This window comes from Acinetobacter sp. S4397-1, assembly GCF_024129285.1.
GTDB lineage: Bacteria > Pseudomonadota > Gammaproteobacteria > Pseudomonadales > Moraxellaceae > Acinetobacter > Acinetobacter lwoffii_C.
In genome coordinates this window covers 1-18808 of sequence record NZ_JAMXXZ010000024.1, presented here as the reverse complement: position 1 = coordinate 18808, position 18808 = coordinate 1, and the positions used below count along the sequence as shown (strand labels likewise).

Annotated in this window: 13 protein-coding genes and 1 riboswitch; of the genes, 4 read left to right on the top strand and 9 right to left on the bottom strand. The window is 44.7% G+C overall.

What is annotated here, in order from left to right:
* Positions 1 to 91: 91 nt before the first annotated feature.
* Positions 92 to 1945 (bottom strand): TonB-dependent siderophore receptor, encoded by a 1854-nt coding sequence (locus NI467_RS11135; protein WP_253152957.1) that lies wholly within the window; start codon positions 1943 to 1945, stop codon positions 92 to 94.
* A 37-nt stretch (positions 1946 to 1982) separates the two neighbouring features.
* A riboswitch (cobalamin riboswitch) is annotated at positions 1983 to 2191 on the bottom strand.
* Between the two features lie 144 nt (positions 2192 to 2335).
* Here NI467_RS11135 and NI467_RS11130 point away from each other — a divergent pair.
* Entirely contained in the window at positions 2336 to 2977 is a 642-nt protein-coding gene (locus tag NI467_RS11130; protein WP_253152956.1) for a phosphoribosylanthranilate isomerase, read from the top strand.
* Positions 2961 to 4190, top strand: coding sequence for a tryptophan synthase subunit beta (trpB, locus tag NI467_RS11125; RefSeq protein WP_151204212.1), 1230 nt, complete (start codon positions 2961 to 2963; stop codon positions 4188 to 4190). Before NI467_RS11130 ends, trpB begins: the two co-directional genes overlap by 17 nt.
* A 245-nt stretch (positions 4191 to 4435) precedes the next feature.
* Here trpB and polA read toward each other — a convergent pair whose 3' ends face one another.
* Entirely contained in the window at positions 4436 to 7201 is a 2766-nt protein-coding gene (gene polA / locus NI467_RS11120) for a DNA polymerase I (RefSeq protein WP_253152955.1), read from the bottom strand.
* A 163-nt stretch (positions 7202 to 7364) separates the two neighbouring features.
* Here polA and NI467_RS11115 point away from each other — a divergent pair, with 163 nt between their 5' ends.
* Positions 7365 to 10067: a DUF2339 domain-containing protein gene (locus NI467_RS11115; protein ID WP_253152979.1), complete on the top strand. Its 2703-nt coding sequence runs from the start codon at positions 7365 to 7367 to the stop codon at positions 10065 to 10067.
* Between the two features lie 67 nt (positions 10068 to 10134).
* Here the strand turns inward: NI467_RS11115 and NI467_RS11110 are convergent, their stop codons facing one another.
* Positions 10135 to 11058 (bottom strand): mechanosensitive ion channel family protein, encoded by a 924-nt coding sequence (locus tag NI467_RS11110; protein WP_151204210.1) that lies wholly within the window; start codon positions 11056 to 11058, stop codon positions 10135 to 10137.
* A gap of 9 nt (positions 11059 to 11067) precedes the next feature.
* Positions 11068 to 11889 (bottom strand): hypothetical protein, encoded by an 822-nt coding sequence (locus tag NI467_RS11105; RefSeq protein ID WP_151207289.1) that lies wholly within the window; start codon positions 11887 to 11889, stop codon positions 11068 to 11070.
* A gap of 102 nt (positions 11890 to 11991) precedes the next feature.
* Here NI467_RS11105 and gspE point away from each other — a divergent pair, with 102 nt between their 5' ends.
* On the top strand, positions 11992 to 13482 hold the full coding sequence (gspE, locus tag NI467_RS11100; protein ID WP_151207290.1) for a type II secretion system ATPase GspE: 1491 nt from the start codon (positions 11992 to 11994) through the stop codon (positions 13480 to 13482).
* Positions 13483 to 14039: 557 nt separating this feature from the next.
* On the opposite strand, the gene NI467_RS11095 is transcribed toward gspE, so the two are convergent.
* The 5 genes from NI467_RS11095 to NI467_RS11075 all read right to left on the bottom strand — a co-directional run bounded on the left by NI467_RS11095 (position 14040) and on the right by NI467_RS11075 (position 18345).
* The gene (locus tag NI467_RS11095) at positions 14040 to 14465 is read right to left on the bottom strand and encodes an organic hydroperoxide resistance protein (protein ID WP_151205479.1); all 426 of its coding nucleotides are present in this window, start codon (positions 14463 to 14465) and stop codon (positions 14040 to 14042) included.
* A 115-nt stretch (positions 14466 to 14580) separates the two neighbouring features.
* A complete protein-coding gene (locus NI467_RS11090) occupies positions 14581 to 15408 on the bottom strand; it encodes a carbon-nitrogen hydrolase family protein (RefSeq protein WP_174659365.1) in 828 nt (275 codons plus the stop codon).
* 20 nt (positions 15409 to 15428) lie between these two features.
* Positions 15429 to 15947, bottom strand: a complete 519-nt coding sequence (gigB, locus tag NI467_RS11085) for an anti-anti-sigma factor GigB (RefSeq protein WP_151205481.1) — start codon at positions 15945 to 15947, stop codon at positions 15429 to 15431.
* Between the two features lie 419 nt (positions 15948 to 16366).
* Positions 16367 to 17335, bottom strand: a complete 969-nt coding sequence (gigA, locus tag NI467_RS11080; RefSeq protein WP_151205482.1) for an RsbU family protein phosphatase GigA — start codon at positions 17333 to 17335, stop codon at positions 16367 to 16369.
* A 104-nt stretch (positions 17336 to 17439) separates the two neighbouring features.
* The gene (locus NI467_RS11075) at positions 17440 to 18345 is read right to left on the bottom strand and encodes a VacJ family lipoprotein (protein ID WP_174659366.1); all 906 of its coding nucleotides are present in this window, start codon (positions 18343 to 18345) and stop codon (positions 17440 to 17442) included.
* Positions 18346 to 18808 lie beyond the last annotated feature (463 nt).

Here is an 18808-nt window from a genome sequence, read left to right as displayed (position 1 = left end):
GATCCTAAAATAATTAAATGCGGTAAATAAAAAGAATCATGCCATAGGCATGACATGATTCTCAAAAGTATTTATTTAAACTGTTGTGAACTTAATATTTGAAAGTAACACCAGCAGAGGCGAGTCGGCCACCGTTGATATAAAATTCATCCTCGTAATAATTGGCAGTTTTAAATTTCACATCACCTACATTTTTGATATTGGTAAATAATTTAATATTAGGATTAAGATTCCAATAGCCATTAAGGTCTACAGTTGCATATCCAGGAACTTCTTTTGAGTTTGCAGTGTTAGAGATCTTCGATGTCGATTTTGCAATGAGTGTCGCACTTAAACCATACACATTATTTTCTAATCCAACAGTTGTTGAAAGAGATTGGCGAGGACGACGAATAAGTTCTAAACCAGTCTCTTTATTTTTAGTTTTAACATAAGCATATTCAGTGCTCATAAATAGATCATCTTTTTGCCACTTTAATCCGAATTCTCCGCCTTGCATTTGGGCTTTTCTAATATTGTCATAGGTCTTATCTTTCTTCTCTACTTCGATCAGGCGAGTATCAATTAGGTTATCAACCTGAGTTTCATAGAGTGCTGCGTTTAAAGATAAACTATTTGTGAGCTGATGATCTAAACCGATTTCATACGAAATACTTTCTTCAGGTTTTAGGTCAGGATTTCCGTAAGTACCTCCCCAAGTTGCATTATCGTAAGAATAGTAAAGTTGGTTACCTGTAGGTGCTTTAAAACCAGTTCCGATATTGCTGTAAATACTAGTTTTAGCATTTAGATTATATCGACCTGCAAGTTGACCTACAATATGGCTACCAAATTCATCATGATCCTCTAGGCGTAAACCAGCTTGCGTATGAATTTTATTGGTATCGTAATTATGTTGCACATAATATCCAATACTGTCTAAATCCTGTTTTTGCCCCAAGATTGAATAACTTTCAATATTCGCCTGATTTAAACTGGCCCCTAAAAGAAGATGCTGTGTGTTAGATAATTTCCATTTTGCACTTAAATCAGCTTCATCACGTTCAGTGTTAAATAGATAGCTATTTCCGGCTCCTAATAATTCATCTTTGAAGTTGGAGTATTGTCCAGTCAGTAAAAGATTCGGTGAAACTTCAGCACTTGCTTTAGCAATAAGGACGCGGTTTAAAAAATCTTGTGAGCCGCCATAGTAAATATTAGTTCCTTCATTCTCACTAAAACTAAGACTTGCACTATATTTCTCTTTATTGAGGCCTAATTTAGCACTATAGCCTTTCTGATCGTATCCCGCGTTTACTTTAACTTTGTTCGTTACAGGTGTGCCATCGCTTTCAAGACGCTGACCTTTAATTTGAGCATATAAACCTGACTGATCTACAAAATCTGCACCAATAATAGATTTATAGGTATGATTTTCACCAATTTCATTGGTTAATGATATCCCTGTTTTTTTAGGTGTAGCAGAAATGATATTAATCACACCACCAATTGCATCTGTACCGTATTGAACTGATGCAGGCCCTCTTAATACTTCAATACCTTGAATATCACTTAAATCTACGTAAGGAATATTAGAGCCGCCATCTAGAGCTGTATTCAAGCTTACGCCATCTTTTAAAAATAACAGGTGTTTTGAATCTGTCCCACGAAGAAATGCAGATGTCGTTTGACCAATACCACCTGATTGTACAATGTTAATAGATGCTTCTTTATTCAGTAGAGAACCTAAATCAGCAATAGGAGATTGTTGAATTTGCTGTTCATTGATAACTGAGATCCGCGCCGGTACATTTTCAATTTTTTCTTCTGAACGGGTTGCCGTCACCACAATGGTATTTAAAGATGCTTGTGCAACTTTTTGCTCGGCAGCAGACACAGATGAAGTAAAACCCAACGCAAGCGCGATTGCACCTACCAAGGCAGTAGGTTGAAATTGAATAGACATGATATGTGCTCCATACATTCACTCCCCGTGAATGATTGAGTTAAAGAACACAACAAGCAGGTATCCGGACTTAAATGCAGTATGTTGCTACTTACTTATCCACCTTCCCACATCAAATATGCAGTGGCGTAAATCAACAGGATTTATAAAGATAAGCTTTTCATTTTTTACCGTTGCGGGGGCAGTGCTGGATTTACACCAGCTTCCCTAAAGCGAAAGGCTTTGACTTGTTGCAAGTTGTGCGCAGTATAAAGTTGGACACAGATTTAAACAATCTGAATTGAGAATAATCCGTATGAACTTTACGCAAGTTTAAAAATTTGCATTACAATGATTCGCCCCAATCTCATAGATCGGCTATGACATGGGCAGATGTAGAGCCAAAAAACGATGCGAACCCGTGCCAAAATTTGTGGAATTACCCGTGCTGAAGATGTACACGCCGTTGTTCGGGCCGGTGCCGATGCAATCGGATTTGTGTTCTATCCGCCGAGTCCGCGCAGTGTGACAGTGGCGCAGGCAGAAGCTCTCATCCAGGCCGTACCCGCCTATGTACAGGTGGTTGGGCTATTTGTGAACAGTACGCTTGAAGAAATTCAGCTTCTTTTAAAAACCGTGCCGCTGGATATCCTGCAATTTCATGGTGACGAAACACCTGAACAGTGCCAAAGTATGGCACAGGCTGTAAGTCGGCGTTGGTACAAGGCCATTCAGGTCAAACCTGAGCTGGATATCGTTGCAGAAATTCAACGCTACCAGAAGGCAGGGGCTAATGCCGTGCTGTTAGACGCATGGCATCCTGAACTAAAAGGTGGCACCGGGCACAGCTTTGACTGGAACACATTTCCCCAACTCAATATTCCTTTGATCTTGGCAGGGGGGTTAAATCCTGACAATATCGAACAGGCAATTCTCACCACACATGCGTATGCGGTGGACGTGAGCGGCGGTGTCGAGTCCGCAAAAGGTATTAAAGACCAACAACTCATCGAACGCTTTATGCAAGGAGTCCTACGTGGATCAGCAAAATAATGTGATTGACTATACCCAATTCCCGGATGAACGCGGGCATTTCGGTATTCATGGCGGGCGTTTTGTGTCAGAAACTCTTATGGCAGCTCTGGAAGACCTGGAGAAGCTGTATTTCCGTATGAAAAATGACGAACAGTTTTTGGCAGAATTCGACCGTGACCTCGCTTACTACGTAGGTCGTCCAAGTCCGCTTTATCATGCTGAACGATGGTCGAAAGAGTTGGGTGGTGCGCAAATTTACTTGAAACGTGAAGACTTAAACCATACAGGTTCGCATAAAGTTAATAACACAATTGGTCAGGCGCTGCTGGCAAAACTGTCTGGTAAAAAACGAATTATTGCCGAAACAGGTGCGGGCCAGCATGGGGTGGCAACCGCAACAATTGCTGCACGTTTGGGCCTTGAATGTGTGGTTTTTATGGGTGCAGAAGACGTGAAACGTCAGGCGATGAACGTCTATCGGATGCGTCTGCTCGGTGCGACTGTAGTACCGGTGGAAAGCGGCTCTAAAACCCTGAAAGATGCCATGAATGAAGCCATGCGTGACTGGGTGACCAATGTGGATTCAACTTATTATGTGATTGGTACGGTGGCAGGCCCACATCCGTATCCGCAGCTGGTTCGTGATTTCCAGTCGATTATCGGTCGTGAAGCACGCCGTCAGATTCAGGAACAGGCTGGCCGTTTACCGGATGCACTGGTGGCCTGTGTGGGTGGTGGTTCAAATGCGATGGGCCTATTCTATCCGTTCTTGAACGATCAAGATGTGAAAATGTATGGTGTTGAAGCAGCAGGCTATGGCATTGAATCCGGCAAGCATTCTGCACCTTTAAATGCAGGTCATGTCGGAGTATTGCATGGTAACCGGACTTATTTAATGTCTGATGATCAAGGTCAGATTATTGAAACCCATTCAATTTCTGCGGGGCTGGATTATCCGGGCGTGGGGCCTGAGCATAGCTTCCTGAAAGATATGCACCGTGTCAATTATATGCCGATTAATGATCAGGAAGCTTTACAGGGTTTCCGTGATTTGACCAAAATTGAAGGTATTATTCCTGCGCTGGAAAGCTCGCATGCAATGGCTTATGTGACCAAACTTGCTCCAGCGATGGATAAGGATCAGATCATTATTGCGACGGTCTCGGGCCGTGGAGATAAGGACTTGATGACGGTCGCGCGTATTGATGGTGTAGAAATGGTAGAAATGTAATCGGACTTTGAACTGTCTTATTTCAACCTGAGAAACTTACACGATTTTCATCGTTGAGCTTATTAGTCCTTCTCTGATAACTTTCCGAGAAGGACAGCATAGACTCTAGTCAACTTGAAACAGCACCTGAGAATTGCAGGTGCTGTCTCATTTAAAGACAGCATAAAGTAAAGCAAGAAGCGGCTATCAATAGCCGCTTCTTGCTTGTAATGCTTCTCCGCTTTCACCAAGAGAAAAATGACGGCTTAATGTGCTTCATCCCAGTTTTTGCCCTTACCGACTTCAACTACGAGCGGCACAGAGATTTCAATCACCGATTGCATGATCTCAGCCAGTTTTGGGGCCAGCTCATCAGCAATGGCTTCATCGACCTCAAATACCAGTTCGTCATGCACTTGTAGCAGCATTTTAGCCTGATCTTTAGGCAGAATTTTGTCGACTTCGACCATGGCTATTTTAATAATATCGGCTGCCGAGCCCTGTAAAGGCGCATTAATAGCAGCACGTTCTGCGGCCTTGCGTACCATCATGTTACGCGCATCAATGTCCGGAGTATATAAACGGCGTCCAAGAATGGTTTCAACAAAGCCTTGTTCCAGAGCAACCTGACGGGTGCGCTGCATATATTCATAAATTCCCGGGTAACGACGGAAATACTGTTTGATATATTCCTGTGATTCCTGACGGGTAAAGCCGAGCTGGCGCGTCAGGCCAAATTCAGACATGCCATATAACAGGCCGAAGTTAACAGCCTTGGCCTGACGACGCTGGTCACTGCTGACCTCTTCGAGTGGAATACCCAGAACTTCGGCAGCAGTACGGCGGTGTACGTCCTGTCCATGAATAAAGGCATCGACCAGCGCATCATCCTGAGACAGATGTGCCATCAGGCGTAACTCGATTTGTGAATAGTCGGCTGCCAGCAGGACACGACCTTCGGGTGCAATAAAGGCTTTACGGATTTGACGGCCGATTTCGGTACGAATCGGAATGTTTTGCAGGTTCGGATCGGTTGAAGATAGACGGCCAGTCGCAGTGAGTGCCTGATGATAACTGGTATGGACGCGATGTGAGCTATTATTGACCTGCTTTAACAGGCCATCGGTATAAGTGCTTTTTAGTTTGGACAGACCGCGATACTCCAGAATCAGTTCGGCAATTGGATGTTCCAGTTTTTCTAAAACGCTTTCACTGGTGCTGTATTGTCCGGTCGCGGTCTTTTTACCGCCTTTTAAACCCAGTTTTTCAAATAAAACTTCACCGACCTGTTTCGGAGAGCTGACATTAAACGCTTCACCGGCCATTTCTGAGATCTGGTTTTCTAAGGCTTGCATGGTTTTAGAAAAATCGCAGCTCAACTGATCCAGAAAGCCGAGGTCAAGCTGAATCCCGTTTTCTTCCATACTGGTCAGGACGCGTGCTACCGGCATTTCAATATTGTGCAGAAGATTGACCAGTTCCGGATAGGCTTGCAGTTTCGCACTTAAAACTTCATAAAGTCGATAGGTTACATGCGCATCTTCTGCGGCATAGTGCGTTGCAGTCTCAATCTCAATCTGGTTAAAGGTTTTCTGTTTGGCACCTTTACCGGCCACCTGTTCATAGGTGGTGGTTAAATGGCTTAAATAAAGACGTGCGACATCATCCATGCCATGCCGGGTTGCAACCGAGTTAAGGACATAAGAGGCGAGCATGGTATCAAAATACCAGCCTGCTAAATGAATACCGTGATTCTCCAGTACATGTGCATCGTATTTCAGATGATGGCCAATTTTCTGAATCGCCTCATCTTCCAGAATCGGTTTGAGCTGCGCCAGAATATCTTCACGATTGAGCTGTTCAGGCACACCTTCATAATCATGTGCCAGCGGGATGTAATAGGCATTTTCTGCATCAAAAGCCACCGAGAAACCAACAATTCGTGCCACGCGATAATCCAGACTGGTGGTTTCGGTATCAAAAGCAAAGCGTTTTTCTGTGCTGAGACGCTCCAATAGCTGGTCCCAGTCGTCCTGATTTAAAACTGTATGATAGGTCGCCTTACCGAGCTGGTCATTCTCACTACTGAGCGTTGCTTGCTGGTCATCCACCTCTTCAGGCTCAGAGGCGGCTTTGGCAGTTATAGATTGGGCCGCCTGTTTATAATTGCGGTTATTCGGGTTATGAGGATGATCCAGCGACTGTAACTGATTACGGAATTCCAGCTCGGTATACAGATTGCGTAAAGCTTCAACATTCGGTTCTTGCAGCTTCAGGTCCTCATAGCCAAAACTCAAATCCAGATCGCAAATAATACTGGCCAGTTGATGATCCAGAGTGATGCCCTCGACATTGTCTTTAATATTCTGGCCGACTTTCCCTTTGATCTTGTCGACATTTTCCAGAATGCTACCGATGCAGCCATATTCAGTCAGCAGTTTGGCAGCAGTTTTGGCACCCACTCCCGGCACACCTTTAATGCCATCCGAGGCATCACCCATCAGGGTCAGATAGTCAATGATCTGGTTGGGCCACACGCCAAACTTTTCAAAAACCCCATCGACATCCATTGGTTTTTCTTTAAAGCTGTCTTCCAGGGTCACTTTGTCGGTCACCAGCTGGGCCATATCTTTATCACCGGTAGAAATCAGTACCTGATGGCCCAGCGCTTCGGCACGTTTGGCCAAGGTACCAATGATGTCATCTGCCTCAGCGCCCGGCAACATATGCAAGGGAATGCCCAAGGCACGGATCAGGGCATGTAAATACGGGATCTGCTGAGATAATTCTTCTGGCATGCTGGGACGGTCACCCTTATAAATCGGTGACAGTTCATGGCGGAAGGTCGGTTCTGGTGTATCGAAGATCACAGCCATATAAGTCGGCTGGGTACGGCGCATCAGTTTTTGAATGGCAGAAATCGCACCACGAATTGCATTGGTGTGCAGACCGGTTGACGTGGTTAATGGTGGTACTGCGTGAAAGGCACGAAATAAAAAGTAAGAGCCATCGACCAAGACAAATGGTGGCATGTAATCAATTCCTTATTCAAAAAACTGCTTTATTGTACGTGATTTTTACTGCACTCGCTGAGGCAAGTCCCGTTCCACAGCTTAGCGAATATCGGGTGAAGATGAAATAAGCAGTGCCAGCTGTTGTATGATGGAAAAGTTCAGGAGAGAGAGAATGATAAGAATGACAACAGGACAAAATGAGTTGCGTATGATCTGGCTGATTAGCCTTCTTATCATTGGGGTCAGTGCTTGGTATCTGGACTTGCAGATCGTTACTTATTTATCTGGCTTGGGCTTTTTGATCAGCGTGATGCAATATATCAGTGCGGTGGAAACCCCAGTAAGTGATATGGCCAGTCCGGCGCAGCGTATTGTTCCGGCCAACTCTAAAGTTCCACTATATATCTCTTCTATTATCGCGATTGTGGGTGGGGTGAGCGAACTCAACTGGTTAATGGGCATCGGGGTAACTGCCTGGATTTTCTTTCTCTTGCGCTGGCTGCAACGTCTGGAACGGAGTGTCCTTCAGCTACAAGCGCGCTATCCATCTGCAAAGCAGGCTCAGCCAAACAGCATGCCGGAAGATATGGCAGAACCGGTAAGGGAGTCATCTATTTCGGAACAGCCACAGCTTATTGAACAAATCCAGCACTGGATTTTTCGTGGTAATCCGGTGTTAAAAGCTGCAATTACCATTCTGGTGATTGGCATTATTTTATTATTGCGTTTTGCGACAGAGCACTGGCAACTCAGCCTGGCGGTGAAATTAGCACTGGTGGCGCTGGCTGCCCTCATGGTGACCGGACTGGGCTATGCTTTAATGGTGAAAAACCGGAGTTTTGCTCTGGCACTGGAAGGCTTGGGGCTGGGTGCTTTGTTCCTGACCTTATTTTTTGCCTATTACAGTCTGGTGATTCCCAGCTTGGCGCTGGCCGCTCTGGTTTTTATGATTATTCTGGCGCTGACCCTCTACTTAAGCCTGAAACAGGACAGTATTGAACTGGCAGTGATGGCCTTATTTATAGCTTATCTGGCACCGTTTACCCTGCCAACTCGAGATGCCTCTGCGGTGGAGTTCATCAGCTATTATCTGCTGATCAATATCGGGGTATTGTTGCTGAGCAGTTTCAGGCCCTGGAAAATTCTGAACCAGATTGCTTTTTTGGTCACCGTCATGGTCGGTGGACTCTATAGCCTGATACATGGCACCACCCATGAACGCTATCGTATGACCGCTCTGATTCTGGCCCATAGCACAGTCTTTATCTGGCTGGGTTTTCGCTTTAGCCAGTTGCTGGCCAAGCAGGATCTGTCCCGTTTCCGCTTAAAGCCGGTACTTGATCTGGCCCTCATTTTCGCTGCCCCGATTACTGCCTATCTCTTTTTATACCTGATCCATTTTAATCAGCCTGAGCAGAAACTCTGGCAAGCCGGCTTAAGTCTGCTATTTGCTTTGGTCTTTGCCGTCTGTTGGCACTTGGTTCGTCATAGAGAAACGGTTCAGATCATTTCACAAAGCTATCTGAGCCTGATGCTGATTTTCCTGGCGCTGATTCCACCGATTTTATTGACAGAGCAGTGGAGCGTGGTGGGCTGGGCTGTTGAAGGACTACTCATCTATCTCTGGGCTCTGGAAAAAAATATCCGTGTCGCACATTACCTGAGCATGGGACTGTTGCTGATGGCAGGATTCAGTAGCCTATATTATCTGGTTGAGCTTAATCCGATACCTCGAGAGATCTACTGGATTCTGAGCGTCTGCTATGTGGCCGTGGTCTTTCTTAGCCAGCTCAAAGCCGAATACCGCCAGCAGCTGAATAGTTTCAGTATCAGCTTTCTAAGCCTACTCAGTTTTGCCGCAACCCTGATTCTCTTTGCCTTGCTAGAAGATGAGTTTGCTCAGGACTATGCCTATAGTTTGAGCTTGTTCAGTCTTACGCTTGGTTATGTCATTTTAAGTGAAATCGTCCAGCATAAACATCAGGCATGGGGCTGGTTATTGCCCAAATGGAGCGGGCTTACACCTTTAATGGTGATTGCGGTCATCTTGGCTGTGGATCATAGTCAGAATGCCGTACTGGTCTGGCAAAGTAATCTGGAACGTGGCGTATTTGGCCTCTCAGCGCTATTGCTGACTACGTTATGGCTAAGACCGATCAAGGGCATGGAGCTGTCTAAAGAGTGGATGAGTTTTGGTGGATTCAGCAGTTTGGCCTTGGCCAGCCTCTGTCTGATGCCGAGCATGCCTTATCTGAGTATGGTGATTTTACCGCTGGTTTTCTGGCTCTGGTGTTATAGGCAACCAGCAAATTCAGACTGGTGTTTGTTCTGGCAGAGTAAAAGCTGTCTGTTTCTGATGGGAGGGTGGTTACTGTGCTCACAACTTTTCAATCGGCAAGCTTTTGAATACTACTGGCTGCCGCTACTCAACCCATTTGATCTGATTAGCTTGGCGATGCTGGCCAGTTTTATCTGGATGCTGTTACAACAAATTCGGGCCGGACAGGACCGCGGCATGATGTCGGTGTTGATGGTACTGAGTCTGCTGTGGCTGTCGAGTTATATCGTTTTGCGCGCCTTGCATATGTATCTGCAAACACCCTTTAATAGTCTGGCGCTATGGAGCAATGCCACAGTCCAGCTGAGCCTGACCATTCTGTGGGTATTACTGGCATGGGTAACCATGTGGACTGCAACCTTAAAAAAACTTAAACCGATGTGGGTTCTAGGGGGCAGTATTTTGGTGATAGTCAGTTTGAAACTGGTGTTATTCGACCTGTCGCATACTGGTACGCTGACCCGGGTGATTTCTTTCCTGCTGGCTGGTGGAGTAATGTTATTCATTGCCTATATTGCACCGATGCCAGAGGGAGAAAAGATCTAAGAAGAGCTTCAAGATGGTTTAAGTAGTTCACCTCCTCCCTTGGTAAAAGGGAGGGGGTGGAACGACATTATTTTAAATACGGCTCTCTTTTTAACTCTTTTTCATTGGCATATTGGTCAATTTCTGCATTTTCCAGTGGGCGGGACAGCGGATGATCGACAAAGCCCATTTTCGGAACTGGAATCTCAATCTGGTTGTCGACAAAGCCGTTACGAATCCGTTCCTGCATTTCATCTCGTACTTGCAAATAATTTTCCTGCTGGCACCAAATGGCAAACAGCAATTCAATTGAAGATTCACGGAAGGCAGTCACTGTTACCGCCGGTTTCGGATCAGCCAGAACCAGCGGATATTTATTGGCAACATCAAGCAGTACTTCACGCACTTTAATAATGTCTTCATGAAAGTTAATTGCCAGAGTAATCGGAATGCGCCGGATCGGGAATTTGGACAGGTTCTGTACTGGAGCACGAATCAGCTGTTCATTCGGCAAACGCACATAAATATTGTCCTGGGTCAAAAGCTTGACCGAGAGCAAGTCAATAGAGATGACTTCACCTTCAATTGCATGTCCGCGAATTAAGGTAATCTGAATAGTGTCACCCACTTCAAAAGAGCCTTCACCAATCAGGAACAGTCCGCTGATCAGGTTGGAAGCAGACGTTTGTGAAGCAAAACCCAGAGCGACTGTTAAAATCCCCGCAGCACCCAGGAAGACACTCAGTTTAAAGCCGGCTTCTTTCAAACTGGCCATGATGAACAGCAAGAAGATGAAATAAAAAATCCCGCGCCGCCAGACCAGTTTCTGATGCGCATTGAAACGCATACCGATAGTGCGAATAAACGTATTGGAAACAAAACGTGCAATCAGAAAACCAATAAAACTTAATACCACTGCCACCAGAACCTCAGTCAGGCGCTCCGTATTAATATTGGTAAATACGGCCTTGAGACTGCTGGTGATTTCGGCTGGAAGACTCGAATTAGGCATCACACGCTCTTAGAAAAATGAATCAAACATATTAAATAAATTTCCCGCCGGATCACGCGGTGGATGTAAATAATTAACTTCGCCTGCATGGGGAGGAGTGCGGTTTTCCACCCGAATCCGCGGCGGACGGTCCAGTCCTTCATGCAATACTTTAATTTGAGATGTCCATAAGCGCCCCGTACTTTCACTATAAAAGAGTGGCAAGGCCAGAACGGGAACACTCATCCGGTCAAAACGCAGCTGCTGGTGACTGGTATTATGAAACTCAATTGGGGTGACAGCCCGAAACGCACGGGGACGTAATTGCTTCAGTTCAGTCCGGCCATCGACCGCGGTAGCATAACAAATTTCACCCGAGCGATGATTCGGTCCGAACCAGGTGTCTTTGGGTAGAATTACTGGAAGATCAAAAATGGGTTCACGTTGACCTTCAACAAAACCGGCAATCCAAAGCGGGGTACTGATATATAAAGTCCCGCGCTGACCGGCTGGAATATAAATCGGATCAACCGGTTTAATCACTACCGAGCGGTCAGCCAGGCGAGGCATCAGCTGCAGTTTGCTTTGAGTCAGCTTGAACATATAGCGTTCGATTTTGACCGGCGAAGGGAAGGCAAAATGTGGATCATCAATCTGATGCCACTGCTGCTCATAATCATACTGTACCGCAGGCCGGTAATATTCCAGACGCCACTCCTGCAAGCCGCGGGTCAGGCGGAACAGCAGGGAGCCGAATTGCCAAGCCTTAGATTCATTAATTTCAAAATTCTGCTCTCCCCACCACTGTATTTTGGGAGATGTTAAGCTATATTCCTCTTGATCTTGTGACAATCCTGGCTCCCTTTCTTGCTAAATCTTTGAAAACATACTTCACGCTGTCATATGCTTAGAGTACACTCAATTTAAATTTTTTCATCATTATTATAATCTGCAATGCAAGTACTGAAACAATTACAAATTCCATATAGTTTCGCCAAGCGTCATGGTGTGCTGTTGCGTTATGAGGGTGATCAGGCCTTCATTGTCCGCCGGGACAATACCTCCATGCTTGCATTGCAGGAAGCACGCCGTTTACTGGGACATCCTGCACATTATCTGCTGTATAGCGAGCAGGAGTTTAACCAGTTGTTGAGTGCCAGTTTTGCTGGCGACAGTGGCGAGTCGCAGCAGGTCGCAGCTGGCCTGGAAGACCATCCCGACTTACTCAGCTTGGCCGAATCGGTTCCGGAAGCTGAAGACCTGATGGATCAGGAAGATGATGCACCGATTGTCCGGCTGATTAATGCCTTATTGTCCGAAGCCATTCGGGTAGGTGCCTCGGATATCCATGTCGAATCATTTGAGAAAAGACTGTCTGTACGCCTGCGTGTCGATGGGCAGCTGCGCGAGATTGTCCAGCCACGCCGTGAACTGGCTCCTTTGCTGGTTTCCCGGATTAAAGTGATGGCCAAGCTGGATATTGCCGAAAAGCGCATTCCCCAAGATGGCCGTATTTCCTTACGTCTGGCAGGACGTGAAGTCGATGTTCGTGTCTCGACCTTGCCTTCGTCTTATGGTGAACGGGTGGTAATGCGTCTGCTGGATAAGCAGGCTGGCCGCCTCAATATGACCCATCTGGGCCTAATGAGTAAAGACTATGAGCGTTTAAAGACGCTGGTACATCGTCCGCATGGAATTATTCTGGTCACCGGGCCTACGGGTTCGGGTAAAACCACTACCTTATATGCCGCGCTGTCTGATCTGAATGATGGCTCTAAAAATATTCTGACCGCAGAAGATCCAGTAGAGTATCAGCTGGAAGGGATTGGTCAGACTCAGGTCAATACCAAAGTTGATATGACTTTTGCCAGGGCTTTAAAAGCCATGCTGCGTCAGGATCCTGATGTGGTGATGGTCGGCGAAATTCGTGATCTGGAAACTGCAGAAATTGCGGTACAGGCCTCGCTTACCGGTCATCTGGTACTTTCCACATTACATACCAATACTGCAATTGGTGCCGTGACCCGTCTCAAAGATATGGGCATCGAACCATTTTTATTATCCAGCTCTTTAATTGGGGTGGTAGCTCAGCGGTTGGTTCGGACTTTATGTCCGCACTGCGCGACCTGGCAAGCAGCAGATAGTTTTGAAAAAGGTCTGTTTGAAAATATTGAGCATCCACAGGAATTAAAATTACCGCAACCGCAAGGCTGTGAACGCTGTGGCAATACCGGTTTTAGCGGGCGTACCGCGATTTATGAAATTGTACCGGTAGATGACCATATGCGCCGTTTGATTCATGGCAATGCCGCAGAATATGAACTGGAAAATTATGCACGCCAGCAGTCTGGCTCCATTCGGGATGATGGCTTGCGTAAAGTCTTGGCAGGGAAAACCACGATTGAAGAAGTGCTGCGTGTTACCAATGAAGCGGCGGAGTCATGAAAATACGCTTCTTTGTTTTTTAGCATGCTTGAGGCTGTTAGAGCTCTGATATTCTCAAAATGCAATTTGCAGAGTCTGTGCCAAGAAAATGGGCACTCGTCCTTTCGCCATTAAGCCATAAATATGATGAGTGATAGTGATAAAACCCCAATAAAACCTTAACTTAAAAGGGTATTATCTATTATTTTGAATAGGGTTAATGGGCTATTGACCTAAATTAATCTATATTTCGATCAATTGCTTGTATTTAACCTTATGAGTATGAAAGGAAACTCTTTTTAAAAAACTTGTTTTCATGGGGGGCATTTTTATTGACCATCCTTGAAAATAATGAAAAACCGACTTGAGAACAAGCCGGTTTTTTTGAATGGTTGTACTATATTTCGCTAAAGAAACTTATGGATAGTCAATTTTATGGTTTATTTTCAAGCTTTCTTTCATCAATGTGCTGAATAAGTGGGCTAGAAAGAAAAGAGCGTCTAATAAATATTATTCCATATGACGCCCGTTAATTTAATCCACATCAACATCTATCCAGATGAATGGTGGCTTGAAAATCAAACAATCACATTTAATACCACATCAATATTACCACGGGTGGCATTTGAATAAGGGCAGACAATATGTGCTGCATCTACCAGTTTTTGAGCTTCAGCTCGGTCCATGCCTTCTAAATGAATGTTTAAGGTCACTTCAATACCAAAGCCTGTTGGAATCGGACCAATGCCTACATCGCCTTCAATATAGGCATCTTTACTGATATTAAGCTTGTCACGGTTCGCAACAAATTTCATTGCACCTAAAAAGCAGGCGGAATAACCTGCGGCAAACAGTTGTTCAGGGTTGGTGCCGCCACCTGGGCCGCCCATTTCTTTAGGCACCGCCAATTGTACATTCAGAATCTGATCATCGGTGGTGGCATGGCCATCACGACCACCGGTGGCTTTGGCATGTGCGGTATATACAGCTTTTTCTAATGACATGAGATGAATCCCTATTTATTTTAATAGAGCTTCTATACTCCCTAATTTCTGGCCAAGTATAAGAGGGATTTTGTTAATTTATGCAAGCAGTATGCAGTCAGGAGTTAAAACTCGCTTAGGAAAACTGCAATAATTTACGATGTTCGATAAGTGGCATGGCTTCCCGCACTTTGGCCTGTTCAGCCAGATCAAATTCGACCGTAATAATCTGTGCCCCTTCCGCATGTACCATATCCAGAAGTTGACCACGGCTATTTGCAGCTGCGCTATGCCCCCAGGTTTGACGTTTTTCGCCGTGCCATCCTTGCTGTGCTGCACCTAGAACCGTACATTGGGTGTCCATGCCGCGTGCCTGTAATAATAACTGCCAGTGCATTTGTCCGGTGGTATAGGTAAAAGCAGAAGGTGCAGTCAAAATATTTGCGCCTTGGGCACGCAGCTTCAGGGCAAGTTCAGGAAAGCGCAGGTCATAACAGACCATCAGGCCGATATTTCCAAAAGGTGTTTGAGCCACGACTAATTCATCACCGGGTTCAAAGAACCTGGATTCCTGGTAGCCACCGACTGCATCACCCACCTGTACATCAAACAGGTGAATCTTGTCATAACGGGCTTCAGTCCGCTCCGGGCTGATACAGAGACTTACAGTACGTACCCGGCCATCTTTAATCACAGAACCATCAGGACGATAAGGGCAGGGTAAAGTTCCTGCGACAATCCAGATCTGATATTGCTGAGCAAGCTGCTCCAGACGCTGCTGGATTGCTTCAAACTGGGCTGCAGTTTCGCGCTGCTTTCCTGCGGCGAAACAGACGAAATTTTCAGGAAAGACAATCAGCTCTGCCCCTTGGGCTTTACTCTGTTGAATTAATGACTCGATTACTGTGAAATTTTGTTCAATTTCATTTTGGGAATTCATTTGTGCAACAGAAACTAAAGTCATGGAGGCTCCTTATGGTCGGTTCATACCTTTTGTTCGGAAGTTTTATCTAAACTGTCTTGTTCTTTCTGTAACTGTTTGACCAGAGGTTCAAACATATTCTGGTTACTCTGATTTAGCTTCATTAAAGTCTTGTGGGCATCCAGAACAGTACTCAGCATCGCCTGATGGGTGATATGTTCTTCCATCAGGGCGCGCGTACATACATTTGAATCACCACAGTAATTCAGAATCACGAAAACCTGTCCCAAGCCCATACTATTGGCCAGAGTGGTAATATCCGAGTTGGTAGACAACATAACCGGCTGAATTTCATGGATTTGCTTGAGTTTCAGTCCTAACTTTGCCAAGACACCCAGTACAGTACTATCAATGAAGCTGGTTTCAGTCAGATCAACTATTGCACCAACCACGTTGTCTTGCTGTTCAAGTTTGTTCAGTAATTTATCTAGACTAATACAAGATTGAGCACGCACTTCGCCAATAAGCTTAAAAATATGCGTTCCATTCAAACTTGCATATTCAACATGACCTGTTGACATATAAATGCCATTTGCAGAGAAGGATATTAAATTATCCCATAGGGTACTTAGATACTCAAGTAGCCGAAAGTCCTGATTAAATTAAGTGCTTATAAAGCCTGTAAATATATTAGTCTGTGTTGATATTTCATAAATGGCTTGTGCTGTAAGCTAAAACTCAGCGGATGAGACATGAAACCAAGGGAATGAGGCTATTGCCAAGCTTCATAACGAAATTTGAGACAGTTTTTGCTGCATGACAAGCACAAAGCGTTGCTGTGTTTAAAGCGCAAGGATGAGTATATTTTCTGCTGCTATCTGGTGATGAGTGATTCATCTAGAATGACTAACTTTCCGGCCTGATGTTTTATATCAGCTAAAAAATCTTGCGAGAGCTATCTCTTGCGTCGCAAACATAGGCGAAGTATCGACAGACCCTATTACTTGACTCTTATAAAACTCAGGAAAGCAATATCATCAGCGACATGTTCTGGTATTTCAAGTGATTGATTTTTAAGGTGGTGTAGAAGGTGGGTAAACTGTTCGTTCAGGCCGCCTTCAAAAGGTTCCAGAGCTCCATCCGAGCAGATGAAAAAGCGAGCATTACGGCTTAAAATATATTCATATTCTTCGACTTCCAGCTCTTCGGTCAGTCCCAGAGGAAAACTGCTGGTTGTAAAAATTTTAGGTTCCTGGTTGGGCTCAAGGATAATCGGCGGTGGATAATGTCCTGCACTGGACCATTTTAAGACATGAGTTTCAAGGTTTAGCACTCCAGCAATCATGGTGATATGTTTTTCAATATTTTCCTGAACCAGCATGCCATTGAGCTTTTTGATCAGCTCGCGAGGTGTTTTGGAGCGGCCATGAAATGCAGCCATCCATGAGGTTAATAAACTGCTGGTGACACCATGTCCCGACACATCTGCCAGATAAAATAAGACCTCTTTATCGCTAATTTTCCAGTAATCATACCAGTCACCCGATAAATAGGCCGAAGGCTGAAAACAGGTCTCGACCTCATAATTAAGCAGTTCTATCGGATTGGGCAATAGGCGTTTTTGCAGTTCTGCGGCAGAAGGCAGATCACGGCTATCCTGATTGCGTTTATATTGAGCATCAATTTTTTGTAGAGCGGGAAGTGGTTGTTCCGGCAGTTGGTTCCAGATCCATCCAGCCAAAGCACCCTGTTGCCAAGCCTGTGCCAGCGCAGTCCCTTCATGTTCCAGAGCCAGGACAATCGTTGGAAGATTCCACTGATAATGCAAATAATCATGTACATCAGCAATTGCAATAATCGTAGCATCATACAGCTCATGGTCATCCGGCAGGATGACTTGAACATGCGGAAGTGTCTCAAGAACCTGGTCCAGATAGGGAATATCACGAGTGGGTTGAATGAAATACATAGAGAGATGATTCGATCTTAGGGCTGTCTACTTAAGGTGTACTATAACAAGCAAATTATGGCTAGCGCACAGATTTCGCTAACCATTTAATTAAAATATCAGACTTAGAAGAGTTCGTTGGTGGTGTTGAATTCAGACTCATTAAGAGACTCGTCTGCCGAACCTTCATCATCAAAGTCATCCTCGAGAAAGAGAGATTCTTGCTCGGTACCCTTCTTTTCTGCAATGGCATAGTTGGTTCGTTGCAAATAGATGTCACGAATCTGCGCATAACGATCACCTGTCAGCACACTTTCGACATCCAGATATTCGCTACGTGTATCAATACCGCGCCAGAACTGGTCGGCCCAGTACAAGCCATCGTGATCTTCCAGCATATATTTTTGTGGACGCGCTTGACTGTCGGCTAATATTCCAATCACGCCACGTACTGAACTTGGACCCAAAATAGGCAACATCAGATAAGGCCCAGAAGGAACACCGTAATATCCTAAGGTCGTTGCAAATTTTTCATCTTCATGAGTGAGACCTAAACGACGTGCAGGATCCGCCAGACCCAAAGTGGTCAAGGTGTTAATGGTAAAACGGCCTAAAGATTTTGCTGCGTGTGCTGGGCGGCCTTGGATCAATTGGTTAACCGCATTCCAAGGTTCGCCTAAATTACTGCGAAAATGGGTATAACTGCCACGAACCTCTTGAGGAAGCTTTTCTTTATACTGTACAGCTACCGGACGTACAATCGTACGGTCAATCGCATCATTAAATTGATATACCTTTCTGTTCCAGAATTGAAAAGGATCTTTTACTTCTTCTGCTTGAGCAGCAGTAGCATCTACTTTAAGCTGGCTTTGCAGATGATTGACCTTAGAAGAAATTTTGGCTCTTAAAGGGACTGTTGTAGAGGTGGTAGATTCACTTTCCACCTCAAGCTCAGTATTTTCCTCAGCTGCAAAAGATGAACTAGAGGCCAAAGCGAGTAAACATAGAGATAAGTAAATTGAGCGATGCATAAGGAAAATCCCGAGGCCTTTTTCTGAGTATGGTGGCATTGTTCAGCTAAAATAATAAACTGTATTGTCACGAATAGGAGGAATTTAAGCGAAATTGTATAGAAAATGAATTAAAACATCATAAATGGCTAAAAAAAAGACATGTAATTTAATTTTTTAAAAATAGGTGTTGCAAGCTCCCTGAAATACTGTAGAATGCACATCCATCGGCAGTGATGAAGATTAAAACTTGTTAAGAAACAAGGATTTAGCACAAGGTGTTAAATTTAAGTGTCTTGAATGGGTTTAAAAATAATTGGATTTGCTGGTTGACTTTCTACAAAGAAAGCGTAACATAGCCGACCTAGCTTGCTGCTGACGAAGCAGTAAGATGATCATTAAGAGATTATGAAGAACAACTTGTGTGGATTTTTACTGGTTGATTGATCGAAATATTATCATTGATTGATTGGTTTAAATTACT